Below are 12,952 nucleotides of genomic sequence, written 5' to 3'. Positions count from 1 at the left end.
GGGAGGGGACCGGGCGGTCCGCGTGCGGCACGCCCGGCCTCCGCTCAGCCGCCGGTGCCGAAGGCCCGGATCTGGCTGTAGGTGGAGGAGCCGTCGCCGAGGTACACCACGCCCTCGCCGGTCACCCAGGTGGTGCCGATGTAGAAGACCGGGGAGAACCAGCCGTTGTCGACCGCGAACGCGTTGACCTTCCGGTACGCCTCGCCCGCGGCGGCGGGGTCGGCCGCCTTGTTCGCCGCGTCGATCAGCTTCGTCAACTCCGGGTCGGTGCTGCCGAAGGGGTTGCGCTGGGAGCGGGTGCTGAAGAACAGGGTGCTCGTCACCGCGTCGCCGGCCAGGCCGTCGAGGATGAAGTACATCGGGTACTTCTTGGAGGAGAGCGCCGCGGCCTGCTGCTGGGGCGGCAGCGGGGTCCAGTTCACCTTGACGCCGATGTCGGCCAGGCTCTGGGCGATGGTCGGCTCGAACGCCTTGGTGACGGCGAGGCTGGGCATCGTCACCGGGAAGCCGTCGGGGTATCCGGCGTCGGCCAGCAGCTTCTTGGCGGCCGCGGTGTCGTGGGGGTGGGCCTCGTCCAGCCCGGGGTCGTGGGCGCCGCCGCCCTTGGGGTTGAACACCTGGGCCGTGGGCTGCCCGGAGCCGCGCAGGAAGGTCTCGGCGAGCTTGGTGCGGTCGAACGCCATGTTGATCGCCTTGCGCACCCGGACGTCCCCGAGCGGCTCGGCCACCTCGCCCGCGCGGTCGGCGAGGATCAGGCTCGCCACCGCGGTCGCCTTCACCGAGGTGATCCGCATGCCCTTGTCCTTCAGGGGCTGCAGCTGGGTGAAGTCGACGCTGCCGGCGTTGAGCTCGCCCGCCTGCAGGGCGTTGGTGACGGCCGAACGGTCGGTCATCACCCGGACCTTCACCGTCTCGAACGGGTAGGCGGCGGCGTTCCAGTGATCAGCGCGCTTCTTCAGCACGTACGTCGAGCCGGTGACCGTCGCCCCCTTGTCCAGGGTGTACGGGCCGGAGCCGACCGGATCGGCGGCTGCCTCCGGCCGGGTCATCGTCGCCGGATCGGCGATCACCCCGTTGAGGTAGGAGAGGTTGCTCAGCAGGGAGCCGTCGGGCCGCTCGAGCCCGATCACGACCGTGTCCGCGTCGGGCGCCTCGATCGTCTCGACGGCCGTCATGGCGAACTGGTTCGGTCCGGGCGTCCGGAGGAGCCGGTCCAGGCTCGCCTTCACCGCCGCCGCGTCCACCGGGGCGCCCGAGCTGAAGGTCATGCCCTTGCGGAGTTCGAGGGTCAGCGTCCTGCGGTCCTCGGAGTAGGCGTAGCTCTCCGCCGCGTTCGGCTGGATCCGCCCCTGGTTGTCGGTGTAGAGCAGCGTGTCGTACAGGGAGCTCCAGATGTAGGCGGACTGGCCGCCGTTGAGCTGGGTGATCTCGAAGGAGGGCGGGGTCCCCTGGACGGCGAGCGCGAGCTCCGCGGCGCCCTCGGACTTCGCGGACGGGTCCGACCCGCCGCCGCACGCGGCCGTCGTGAGGAGCGCCGTGGCGGCGAACGCGGCGAGGATCCGCGAGCGGTGCCGCACGGAGGGGGAGGGGGTGGTCATGGGGGCTCCTCGTCTGGTGCCTGAGGTGATCGCCCCGCTTTCTGGAGGCGCGTCGGCCATTAACGTTGTGTCCCCCGTCACCCGGCAAGCGGTTGCCATCAGTTGTCACCGCCCGGGAGCGAATCAGCGTTCTCTGCTGTGACATAGCATCTTCTTGTGGAAAAAGAGGGAGAATCCGCACCGGGTCCGGCCACCGGCCGGGCGGAACGGCCGCCGACGATCTACGACGTGGCCAGAGCCGCGGGGGTCTCCGCCTCGACCGTCTCCCGTGCCTTCGCGCGGCCCGGACGGGTCAACGCCGGGACCGTCGAGCGCGTGCGCCTGGTCGCGGCCGAGCTCGGCTACCGGGTCAATCCGCTGGCCTCCGCGCTGCCGAGGGGCCGCACCTCGATGCTCGCGCTGGTCGTCTCCGATGTGACCAACCCCGTCTACGGGGAGATCATCCGCGGTGCCGAGTCGGCCGCCGCGGAGGCCGACCACGTCCTGATCCTCATCGACGCCCAGGAGTCCGTCCGGCTCGAACGCGGCAGCCTGGAGCGGATCCTCCTGGGCGTCGACGGCGTCGTGCTCGCGGGCACCCGCATGTCGGACTCGGCGATCCGCACGGCAGCCCGGCGGCGGCCGGTGATCGTCCTCAACCGCGACGTCGCCGACGTGCCCGGCATCGTGCTGGACGACCGCCACGCGATGCGCCTGGTGGCCGAGCACCTGGCGGAGCTCGGCCACCGCGACGTCCTCTACATCTCCGGACCCGAGGCCTCCTGGGTCAACGGCATGCGCTGGAGCGGGCTGCGCGAGGCCGCCGCCGCACTCGGCCAGAAGGTCCAGCGGGTCGGCCCGTTCGTGCCCACCGTCGAGGGGGGCCGGCGCGCCGCGAGCGCGCTGGACGCCGGCAGGCCGACCGCGATCCTGGCCTACAACGACCAGCAGGCCATCGGCCTCATGCGCGTGCTGCAGTCACGCGGCATCCGGGTCCCCCACGACGTCAGCGTCGTCGGCTTCGACGACATCTATCCCGCGCGGATCGTCACGCCCGGCCTGACCACGGTCGCGGCGCCCCTCCGCGCCCAGGGCGAGGCCGCCGTGACCGCCCTCCTGTCGTCCCGTTCGACCCCGGTCCCGAGCAGGCCGATGACGCTCCCGGTCAAACTCATCGTCCGCGGCTCCACCGGCCGCCGCCGCCCCCTCCGCATCCCGCCCGTCGCGCTGCCGTAGCGGCCGCGCACCCCTTCAGATACAGGTTCTCGCAAGCGAGAATAGCACTCTCATTTTTGGAGATTCTGTGATGGTATCGGGGAGGTGCCGATGAGGGAGGGCTGATGGAGCTGGCGGGGCGTTCGGCGATCGTGGCCGGGGGTGCGGGCGGGCTCGGGAGCGCGACGGTGCGGCGGCTGGTCGCCGGAGGCGTCGGGGTGGTCGTGCTCGATCCGGACGGTGACGGTGCGGCGGCGCTCGCCGCCGAGCTGGGGGAGCGGGTGTCCGTCGTCGTCGGGGACGGCGCCGATGACGATGTCGTCCACGCGGCCATCGCCGCCGCGGGGTCGCTGGGCGTCCTCTCGATCGCCGTCAGCGCCACGGGTGTCGTCATCCGGAGCCCTCGGCTGGTCGGCGCGGACGGGTCGGTGATGGACAAAGAGGTGCTGCGCAGGAACTTCGAGCTCCATGTGATGGGTCCGTTCAACCTCGCGCGGCTCTGCGCCGCCGCGTTCGCCGCCAACGCGCCGGACCGCGACGGGCAGCGCGGTGTCGTCGTGCAGACGGCCTCGATCAGCGCCTTCGACGGGCAGGCCGCGATGGTGCCCTACGCGGCGGCCAAGGGGGCGGTGGTGGGCATGGTCCTCCCCATGGCGCGGGATCTGGCGCCGCTGGGCGTCCGGGTCTGCGCCATCGCGCCGGGCGCGTTCGCCACGCCTCGCCTGTCCTCGCCGCAGGCCCGGCGAGCGCTGATGGGCGACATCCTCTTCCCGGAACGGCTGGGCAGGCCGGAGGAGTACGCGCTGCTCGCCGAGTCCATCATCCGCAACCCCTATCTGAACGGCGAGGTCATCCGGCTCGACGGTGCCGCCCGCCTGGCACCGGAGTTCGGTGGACGGCGCTGACCGGGCCGGCGGCGGGTCAGCCCTCCTCCGGGACGGCCCCGTCGTCGAGGGGAGTCTGGAGATGGCGCTCGATCAGGGCCTGGAGTTCGGCGTGGCCCATGGTGAGGCCCAGGGTGTCCTCCAGGATCAGGGACCGGGAGATCGTCGAGATCAGCACGGTGAGGGCGAGCGGGGACAGGGTGCCGGAGTCGATGCCGCGCTCGGTGAGGTAGCGCTCGACGGCCTCCTTCTGGAGCGTGCGGAGCCGCTCGGCGTGCGCCGCGACCTCGCCGCGGACGGTCTTGCGGTGGTTGGCGAGCGCGATGAACTCCAGGTTCAGCACCGCGCCCTCGGGATGGCTGTTGTGGTCCCACAGCGTCTTCATGAGGCGGTCGGACTCCAGCGCGGTCGTCTGCGCCTGGATCTCCTGCTCGAAGCGCCGGCGCATCGTGGCCAGGAACAGGTCGTCGAGGGTGCGGAAGTAGTAGAGGACCAGCGCCGGCGCCACCCCCGCCTCGCGTGCGACCCGCCGCACGCCGACGGCCGCGTACCCCTCCTCGACCATCAGCCGTTCGACGGTGTCCAGGAGCAGGTGGCGGGTCTTGGAGTTCTCGGTGCCCATGCGGCGGGGAGCGGTCATGCCCCCATTTTCCTTGACGCCCCGGAGGCCCGGTGTTAAACAGTTGTTCAGCACCTGATGTGTCGGCCGTCACGTCGCAGCACGACCCGCGGAGATCCGAGAACGCACCACCGACCACGATCCGGAAGGCACGGCGATGACGACCGACGAGCTCTACTGGGACCCCTACGACGCGAAGTTCGCGCTGGACCCGTACCCGATCTACCAGCGGCTCCGCGAGGAACAGCCGCTGTACTACAACGAGAAGTACGACTTCTACGCCGTGAGCCGCTTCGCCGACTGCGAGCGCGGCCTGCCGGACTGGCGGACGTTCTCCTCCGCCCGCGGCGACATCCTGGAGATCATCCAGCTGGGCCAGGAGATGCCGTCCGGCACCCTGATCTTCGAGGACCCGCCGGTCCACGACATCCACCGGCGGCTGCTGTCGCGGGTCTTCACCCCGCGGCGGATCAGCATGCTGGAACCCCGGGTCCGGCGGTTCTGCACCGACGTCCTCGACCCGCTCGTCGGAACCGACCGCTTCGACCTCATCGAGGCCGTCGGCGCGGAGATGCCGATGCGCGTCATCGGCATGCTGCTCGGCATCCCCGAGGCCGACCAGCCCGCGATCCGCGACATGGCCGACGAGGCCCTGCGCACCGAGGACGGCGAGCGCATGCGGTTCAGCGGCGAGACCCTGACGAACGAGGCGTTCGGCGAGTACATCGACTGGCGCAGGGACCACCCGTCGAGCGACCTCATGACCGACCTGCTGAACGCCGAGTTCGAGGACGAGCACGGCGAGGTCCGCAGGCTCACCCGGGACGAGGTCCTCACCTACGTCACCGTGGTCGCGGCGGCCGGGAACGAGACGACGGGCCGGCTCATCGGCTGGATCGGCGCCGTGCTCGCCCAGCACCCCGACCAGCGGGCCGAGATAGCCGCCGACCCCTCCCTCGTCCCGGGGGCGATCGAGGAGATCCTGCGCTACCAGCCGACCGGCCACTCCATCGCCCGCTACGTCACCCGGGACGCGGACTTCCACGGACGGACGGTCCCGGCCGGCAGCGCCCTGCTCTTCATCGTCGGCTCGGCCAACCGCGACCCCCGCCGCCACACCGACCCCGACCGCTTCGACATCCGCCGCAACGTCGGCCAGCAGCTCACGTTCGGCCTGGGCGGCCACTACTGCCTGGGCGCCTCCCTGGCCCGCCTGGAGGGAAGGGTCGCCATGGAGGAGATCCTCAAGCGCTTCCCCGCCTGGGAGGTGGACTGGGAGGAGGCGAGGCTCGGCCAGACCTCCACCGTCCGCGGCTGGAAGACCCTCCCCCTCCTCCTGCGCTGACCGGAGACCCGAACGGAGGGGTAGGTTCTCGTGCCATGAAACCCCCCTCGGCCGGCAGCGGCGGCCACCTGGGCACCCCCCTCACGCTCCGGTCGGGTCAGGTCCTGCCCAACCGGCTGATGAAGTCGGCGTTGAGCGAGGGGCTCGCCGAGCCCGACGGCGCGCCCGGCACCCGCCTGGAGAACCTGTACCGCAGATGGAGCGGCGGCGGCTACGGCCTGCTGGTCACCGGCAACGTCATGGTCGACCGCAGGCACCTGGGCGAGCCGGGCAACGTCGTCGTCGAGGACGACCGCCACCTCGCCGCGCTGGCCCGGTGGGCCGGGGTCCACCATGAGCACGGCGGGCCGATCTGGGCGCAGCTCAACCACCCCGGCCGCCAGGCCAACCAGCGCACCGGGCGCAACCGCCCGGTCGCGCCCAGCGCGATCGCCGCGCGCGTCCCCGGCGCCGCCAGGCCGCGCGCCCTGCGCGACGAGGAGATCCGCGAGATCATCGAGCGCTTCGGCACGGCCGCCGCCGTGGTCGAGGCCGCCGGGTTCGACGGCGTGCAGATCCACGGAGCGCACGGCTATCTCGTCACCCAGTTCCTCTCGCCCAGGTCCAACCGGCGCGACGACGCCTGGGGCGGCGATCCGCAACGCCGCCGCGCCTTCGTGATCGAGGTCCTGCGCGCCGTCCGCGCGGCCGTCAGTCCCGGCTTCTCCGTCGGGATCAAACTGAACTCCGCCGACTTCCAGCGCGGCGGATTCACCGAGGAGGAGTCCCGCGGCGTCGTCGGCGCCCTCGTCGCCGAGGGCGTCGACCTCATCGAGATCAGCGGCGGCTCCTACGAGGCCCCGGCCATGATGGGCGTGATGGCCGAGTCCACCCGCGCCCGCGAGGCGTACTTCCTGGACTACGCCCGCACCGTCCGCGAGGTCGCCGGCGGGACGCCGATCGCCGTCACCGGAGGGTTTCGCACCCGCGCCGCGATGGAGCAGGCGCTCGCCGACCGCGACTGCGACATCATCGGCCTCGGACGGCCCGCCTGCCTCACCCCCGACGCGCCCAAGGCCCTCCTCGAACACGGCAGGGAACGGCTGGACGTCCCCGCCATCCGCATGGGCGCCCGCGGCCTGCTCGGCCGCGTCACCGACCTGCGCCCCCTGGACAGCGCGGTGAACCTGCAATGGCACGCCGAGCAGCTCCACCGCATGGGGGAGGGCCGCGACCCCGACCCCGCCCGGCCCTGGTGGCGCACCCTCGGCTCGATGGTCAGCAAGGGCCCCGCCGCCCTCCGCCCCAAGCGAAGCTGACCGCGGCGGCAGGGCGCGGCGGGGTCCGCGGCGCGGAGGGCTCCCGGCTCAGCCCGCGCCGAACTGCTTGGCGAGCTGGGGGTAGCGCATGGTGTGGGCGCCTCCGTCGACCAGGATCGTGTCCCCGGTCATCCAGGAGGACGCGTCGGAGGCCAGGAACAGGGCGGCCGAAGCGACGTCGCCGGGCTGTCCGCCGCGGCCCAGCAGGACGTTCTCCAGGTACTCGTCCTCGACCGGTGTGCCCTTGAAGCCGGCGGTGAGGGGGGTGTCGATGAGTCCGGGGGCGATCGCGTTGACCCTGATGCGGCGGGGGCCCAGGTCCATGGCGGCGACCTTGGTGAGCATCTCCACGCCGGCCTTGCTCGCGCAATAGGCGGCGAAACCCGAGGCGGGCTGCCGCGCGTTCAGCGAGGCGATGTTGACGATCGCGCCGCCGTCGGCCATCTGGAGCGCCTCGTGCTTGACGGACAGGAAGACGCCGGTCAGGTTCAGGTCGATGACGCGGCGCCATTCGGACAGGGGCAGGTCGGTGACGGTGCCGAAGGTGCCGGACCCGGCGGCGTTCACCGCGATGTGCAGCGGGCCGAAGGCGTCGGCCGCGGCGGTGACGGCCCGCTGCACCTGGTCCTCGTCGGTCACGTCCGCGGCCAGCCCCTGCGCCTGGCCGCCGATGTCGGCCGCGTGCCGGGCCACCGCCTCCTCGGCGATGTCGACCAGGGTGACGCGGGCGCCCGCCCGGGCCAGCACGCGGGCGCACTCCAGCCCGATGCCCGAGGCCGCGCCGGTCACCAGCGCGTGCCTGCCGTCCAGCCTGTCGCTCATGTGCTCTCTTCTCTCTGTCGGATTCTCGTCGGGAACGGGGGGGTCCGTTCGGTCACTACTTGAGGGGGATGTTCTGGTAGTACGGGACGACGATCTCGTCCGTGGCGTCGACGTCGCCCAGCATGGAGGTGGTCATCGGGTGCACGGCCTCGTTGGAGACGGCGACGTTGATGAGGGCGGGCCTGCCGGAGTCCAGGGCGCGGCGGACGGCGGGGCCGAGGTCGTCGAGCTTGTCGACGCGCTCGCCGTGGGCGCCGAAGGCTTCGGCGACCTTCTCGTACGGGGTGGGGGCCAGGCGGCTGATGATGTCGTTGCCCTTGCCGAACAGGACGTCCTGGCCGTGGATCGACATGCCCCAGGTGTCGTTGGACATCACCACGGTGACGACGGGCAGGCCGTGCCGGACCATGGTGTCGAGCTCCTGGATGTGGAAGCCGATGGCGCCGTCGCCGGTGATCTGCACGACGCGGCGGCCCGGCTCGGCGCGCTGGGCGCCGATGGAGACGCCCTGGCCGATGCCCAGGTGGCCCTGGTAGCCGGGGTTGAGCACGATCTCCGGCGCGGTCGCGGTCAGGGCGGAGTTGGTCCAGCCGGCGGTCTCGCCGCCGTCGGCGACGACGACGGCGCCCGGGTCGAGCGCGGCCATGACCTCCCTGGCGGCGTGGTAGGGGTGGATCCGGCCGTCGATCTCGGTGGGGGCGTCGGCGAACATGAGGTCGACGAGCCCGGCGGCGCCCACCACCTTCTCCGCCCACGCGGAGCGGTCCGCCCAGCGGCCTTCGCGGGCGGCGAGCAGGGCGGCGAGGGTCTCGGCTCCGTCGGCCTGCACCGCGACGTCGACCGGGGCCAGGCGCCCGATCTCCGCGGCGTCGGCGTCGACCTGGACGATCCTGGCGTCGTCGGGGAGGAGCGCCCCGGGGCCTCCGCCGGAGAAGAGGCTCAGCGGGAAGCCGAGCAGCATGACCGCGTCGGGTGAGCCGCCTCCCGTCATGCGCAGCGCGACGAGCGAGGCCAGGCCCCGGGCGTTCAGGGGGTGGTCGGCCGCGAGCCCGCGGGAGGCGGGGCCGCCCGAGAGCACGGGGATGCCGGTGGTCTCGGCGAACTCGGTGAGGACGTCGCGGTCCTGCCACCACAGTGAGCCCTCGCCCACGATGGCGACCGGCCTTTCGGCGTTCTCCAGCAGCGCCAGGGCGTCGGTGAGCGCCTGGCGGCCGGGGCCTGGGCGGGCGCCGATCCGCGGGTGTCCCGCGGGCTTGAGGTGGGCCTCGTTCACCGGGGTGAAGGCCACGTCGATGGGGAGTTCCAGGACGACCGGGCCGGGACGGCCGGACAGGGCGTGGCGGACGGCCAGTCCCACCAGGTCGGGGATGCGCTCGGGGGTGGTGATGCGGTGGGCCCACTTGGTGACCGGGGCGAGGGCGGCGATCTGGTCGAGGCCGCCCTGCAGCTCGCGGGTCTCGACCTCGCGCAGCGGGGGAGCGCCGATGACCACCAGCAGGGGGACGCCGTCGGCGTAGGCGTTGGTGATGCCGGCGAAGGCGTTGGCGAAGCCGGGCCCGCTGGTCACCGCGGCCACGGCGAGCCCGCCGGTGACCCGGGCGTAGCCGTCGGCGGCGTTGACCGCCGCGGCCTCGTGCCGGAAGTCCAGCAGCTCGATGCCGTTGTCCACGCAGCCCTTGAAGAACGAGTCCAGGTGGCCGCCGTGGAGGGTGAAGACGACCTCGGTCGTCTCGGCCAGCGTCCTGGCCAGGAGGGTGCCGCCGTTCAGGTGCATGAGGCTCCTCAGAAGTAGCAGTTTCTTGGCGGGGGGCTTCCGGGAAGGGTCCGCGCGGAACGCGGCGGCCTCGGCGCCTCAGGGAGGCGCCAGGCCTCCGAGCAGCACTTCCAGCACGTCTCCGGTGGCCTGCTCCAGGCTCGTCCCGGTGCGGCCGGTGACCCACCGGCCGGTGGCGGTGGCCATCCCCGTGACGATGAGCCAGGACAGGAACCCCGGCTCCAGCCGCGCGTCGAGCTCTCCGGACCGCTGCCCGTCCTCGACGATCTCCGCCACGAGCGCCAGCAGTTCGGGGTGCACGGGCGCGTCCCCGGCCGCCGAGAACAGGGCGGGACCGGCCTCGGAGAGGAAGGCGCGCAGCATCTCCCGCAGCGCGGGTCCCGTGGCCGTCCAGCTCGCCGCCAGGGTCTGCTGGACGACCCGCAGCCGCTGCACGGCGCCGGCGGCGGGCCGGGCGGCCGCGGCCTCGCGGGCGTCCCGGGCCAGCCGGTGGTTGAACTCCAGCAGCAGCCCGGCCTTGGCCCCGTAGATCCGGAAGAACGAGGCGCGGCCGACCTCGGCGCGTGCGCAGATCTCGTCGATGGTGACCTCGTCGAAGGACCGCTCGGCCAGCAGGTCCAGTGCGGCCGCGTAGATCTCGTCCCGCGCCCGCTGCCTCTTGCGCTCGCGCAGGTTCGGGGTCGGGGAATGCGGTGCGGACCTGCGCATCGGTGTCCCGGCCTCCTCATCGCGGGCGAACGATGATCTTGACGTGCTCGTCGGGGCTGTGCAGGTCGGCGAAGGCCTTCGCGACGCCGTCGAGGCCCACGGCGCCGGTGACGAAGGACTCGGCCTCGACGCGTCCGCTCGCCAGGAGGTCCAGGGCGTGGGCGAACTCGGCCTGGCGGTAGGCGAAGACGAAGGTCAGCGACACCTCTTTGAGGATGGCCGAGACCGGGGTGATCGTGTCGGGCGCGATGCCCACGCCGACGACGACGATGCGGCTGTGGCGGGGCACGCCTTCGATGATCTGCTGGATGAGCCCGGGGGCGCCGACGCACTCGAAGGCGACGACGTTCCCCGCGGGGACGTCGTCGGCCAGCAGGGGGGAGGGGGGCCGTTCGACGACGCCCAGGTCGGCCCACTTCTCGTAGGGGGAGGAGGTGGCCGGGTCCAGCACGACGTCGGCGCCCAGCCGCTCGGCCAGGGCGCGGCGGGCGGGGGAGAAGTCGGCGGCGACGACGGGGCCGTGGCCGTCGGCCTTCAACGCCGCGATGACGGCCAGGCCGATGGGGCCGCAGCCGATGACCAGGGCCGCGTCGCCGGGGGCGGGCCGGGCGGCGCGCACCGCGTGGACGGCCACGGCGAGGGGCTCGGTCAGCGCCGCGTGGTCGTCGGGCAGGCCGTCGGGCACGCGCAGCAGCAGGGACTCCTGCATCACCGCCCGCTGGGCGAACCCGCCGGGCAGCTCCGGGGACAGGCCCAGGTCCACCGGCCCGGCCGCGCCCAGCACGTGGGGCACCGACACCACGCGCGTCCCCGGGGCGAACCGCCCGGCCGCGCCCGGGCCGGTCTCCAGGATCTCGGCGCAGAACTCGTGGCCCAGGACGATCCGGGGGGCCTGGTCGCCCAGGCCGGCCAGCGCGTCGACCAGGTGCAGGTCCGAGCCGCAGATCCCGGCGGACAGCGGCGCGACCAGGACCTGCCCCTGGCCGGGCACCGGTTCGGGAACCTCTCCGACCTCCACGCCGCCGGCGGTGGTGAAAGCAGCGAGCACGGTTCCTCCCGAAGCAGAGATACTCGGGTACCAAGAGATACTGGAGTATCTTTTATATGACAAGAGGTTCGAACCGGCCGCTTCCCGATCTCGCCCGTCGGGTGCGTTTTCGGGGCCTCCGCCCGCCCGCGGCGCGTCCGCGGGCGGGCGGCGACGCTCAGAAGTCCACGGAGGAGGCGGTTCCGCCCGTGATGGGCGACGACCGGTTGGAGGGGAACTCCGGCCGGTGGTAGCCGTCGAAGCGCAGGTCGCCGTCGCGCAGCTCGCGGATGGTGAGGAAGTCGCCCTTGTAGCCCTTGTGGTCCCAGGGGCCGAACTGGATGTAGGTGCCGGGGCCGCCGTTGGTGGCGGGCATCCACCGGATCCGCTCGATGCCGTCCTTGACGTCCTCGGGTGTGGCCATGGCGGCGTTGCCGATGCCGTGGACGCCCGAGCGCGCGGTGTCGTAGGCCAGGGCGATGACCACGTTGCGCGAGACGCGGCCGAAGCGGGCCTCGAACCGCTGGATCATCGCCCGGTAGTTCGGGTTCTCGCCGGCGCCCTCGTGGCCGAGCTGGTCGACGCCGTGCCAGCCCTCCAGGCCCTCGGCCCATTTGTTGGTGTTGGAGTAGAACATGAAGGCGGTGCCCATGACGCGCGGCGGGTCCCAGTCCAGGGCCTTGAAGGCGTCGTGGAAGTGGAAGGTGGAGTAGCCGTAGCCGCCGTAGTAGATGGCCTCGACGCCCTGCTCGCGCATTTTGGCGAGCTGCTCCTTGAGGCCGCGGGGGTTGGGGCCGAGCTTGACCTCCCGCACGATGTTGACGCCGAGGCGGTTGGCCTCCTCGCGGAAGAAGTCGGCGTAGTCGCGTCCCGAGGAGCCCTGCTCCCAGAACATGCCGACCTCGGTGAAGCCCTTCTGCTTCATCCACTGGGCGCACATCACGCCTTCGCTGGGGATGTCGCCGTTGGCGATGGTGAAGTTGTACTCCGAGGCGTAGCGCCAGGCGCCGGTCCAGGCGATGCAGGCGACCTTGCGCTGGTTGACCAGGTTCTGGATGTTCAGCGAGTTGTCCGAGATCATCGGGCCGAGCACGACGACGCAGCCCTGGTCGCACAGCCACTCGTAGCCCTTGCGGACCTTGCCGTAGTTCTCCCGCGGCAGGCCGCGGGCGTCGGCGATGACCAGCTGGACCGGGCGGTCGTAGACGCCCTCGTTCAGCGCGTCCTCGATCGCCAGGATCGTGGCGTCGATCCAGTCGGCCAGGAGCTGGCCCAGCTCGATGTCGATGAGCACGCCGATCTTGACCGGCTCGAACGCGTCCCCCTGGCTCACCAGCCCCCGCGTCGGCGGATAGACGACGATGTTCTGGTACGCGCGCTCACCGACGCGGCCGCCGCCCTCGTACCACCGCTGGTTCCCCCAGTCGCCGGACTCGGCGGTGTCGACACCGGAGTGCACGGTGCACACCGCGCGGTCCTCGCGCGCGATGCCCGGATCCACGATCTCCGGGAACATGCGGTCCACGAGCTCTCCGCCGTGCGCGTCCCGGGCGGTCGCGTCGTCAGACATGGGCTCCTCCTTCGTGTGTGCGGTCAGGCATCGCCTATTTAATAATTTATATAGATGGCGAGTGGGAGAAGGCAAGGGAAGAGGGCGGTCACGGTTTCGATCCGGCGACCTCG

Annotated in this window: 11 protein-coding genes; 4 read left to right on the top strand and 7 right to left on the bottom strand. The window is 72.2% G+C overall.

Going from position 1 to position 12,952, the window contains the following annotated elements; all coding sequences use genetic code 11:
• Positions 1 to 44 precede the first annotated feature (44 nt).
• Positions 45 to 1,598 (bottom strand): ABC transporter substrate-binding protein, encoded by a 1,554-nt coding sequence (locus ABD140_RS23010; RefSeq protein WP_344243004.1) that lies wholly within the window; start codon positions 1,596 to 1,598, stop codon positions 45 to 47.
• 156 nt (positions 1,599 to 1,754) lie between these two features.
• Here ABD140_RS23010 and ABD140_RS23005 point away from each other — a divergent pair, with 156 nt between their 5' ends.
• Together ABD140_RS23005 and ABD140_RS23000 are read left to right on the top strand one after the other, a co-directional pair.
• Positions 1,755 to 2,813: a LacI family DNA-binding transcriptional regulator gene (locus tag ABD140_RS23005; RefSeq protein WP_344243003.1), complete on the top strand. Its 1,059-nt coding sequence runs from the start codon at positions 1,755 to 1,757 to the stop codon at positions 2,811 to 2,813.
• Between the two features lie 104 nt (positions 2,814 to 2,917).
• Complete coding sequence (locus ABD140_RS23000; protein WP_344243002.1) at positions 2,918 to 3,697, top strand: SDR family NAD(P)-dependent oxidoreductase; 780 nt, start codon at positions 2,918 to 2,920, stop codon at positions 3,695 to 3,697.
• A 16-nt stretch (positions 3,698 to 3,713) separates the two neighbouring features.
• On the opposite strand, the gene ABD140_RS22995 is transcribed toward ABD140_RS23000, so the two are convergent.
• On the bottom strand, positions 3,714 to 4,316 hold the full coding sequence (locus ABD140_RS22995; RefSeq protein ID WP_344243001.1) for a TetR/AcrR family transcriptional regulator: 603 nt from the start codon (positions 4,314 to 4,316) through the stop codon (positions 3,714 to 3,716).
• Between the two features lie 136 nt (positions 4,317 to 4,452).
• On the opposite strand from ABD140_RS22995, the gene ABD140_RS22990 reads away from it, so the two are divergent.
• Both ABD140_RS22990 and ABD140_RS22985 read left to right on the top strand, forming a co-directional pair.
• Positions 4,453 to 5,640, top strand: a complete 1,188-nt coding sequence (locus ABD140_RS22990; RefSeq protein ID WP_344243000.1) for a cytochrome P450 — start codon at positions 4,453 to 4,455, stop codon at positions 5,638 to 5,640.
• 35 nt (positions 5,641 to 5,675) lie between these two features.
• Positions 5,676 to 6,938, top strand: a complete 1,263-nt coding sequence (locus ABD140_RS22985) for an NADH:flavin oxidoreductase/NADH oxidase family protein (RefSeq protein ID WP_344242999.1) — start codon at positions 5,676 to 5,678, stop codon at positions 6,936 to 6,938.
• Between the two features lie 48 nt (positions 6,939 to 6,986).
• Here ABD140_RS22985 and ABD140_RS22980 read toward each other — a convergent pair whose 3' ends face one another.
• From ABD140_RS22980 to ABD140_RS22960, 5 genes are all read right to left on the bottom strand, one after another.
• Positions 6,987 to 7,760, bottom strand: a complete 774-nt coding sequence (locus ABD140_RS22980) for an SDR family NAD(P)-dependent oxidoreductase (protein WP_344242998.1) — start codon at positions 7,758 to 7,760, stop codon at positions 6,987 to 6,989.
• Between the two features lie 55 nt (positions 7,761 to 7,815).
• Positions 7,816 to 9,534, bottom strand: coding sequence for a thiamine pyrophosphate-binding protein (locus ABD140_RS22975; RefSeq protein WP_344242997.1), 1,719 nt, complete (start codon positions 9,532 to 9,534; stop codon positions 7,816 to 7,818).
• Positions 9,535 to 9,612: 78 nt separating this feature from the next.
• Complete coding sequence (locus ABD140_RS22970; RefSeq protein ID WP_344242996.1) at positions 9,613 to 10,242, bottom strand: TetR/AcrR family transcriptional regulator; 630 nt, start codon at positions 10,240 to 10,242, stop codon at positions 9,613 to 9,615.
• 16 nt (positions 10,243 to 10,258) lie between these two features.
• Entirely contained in the window at positions 10,259 to 11,290 is a 1,032-nt protein-coding gene (locus tag ABD140_RS22965) for a zinc-binding dehydrogenase (RefSeq protein ID WP_344242995.1), read from the bottom strand.
• Between the two features lie 157 nt (positions 11,291 to 11,447).
• Positions 11,448 to 12,839, bottom strand: a complete 1,392-nt coding sequence (locus ABD140_RS22960) for an ABC transporter substrate-binding protein (RefSeq protein WP_344242994.1) — start codon at positions 12,837 to 12,839, stop codon at positions 11,448 to 11,450.
• Positions 12,840 to 12,952 lie beyond the last annotated feature (113 nt).

The sequence above is a fragment of the Actinocorallia libanotica genome, from assembly GCF_039525175.1.
In the GTDB taxonomy this organism is placed as follows: Bacteria; Actinomycetota; Actinomycetes; order Streptosporangiales; family Streptosporangiaceae; genus Actinocorallia; species Actinocorallia libanotica.
Note: the sequence above shows the minus strand (reverse complement) of the source record. Positions and strands in the feature narration are given on the sequence as shown.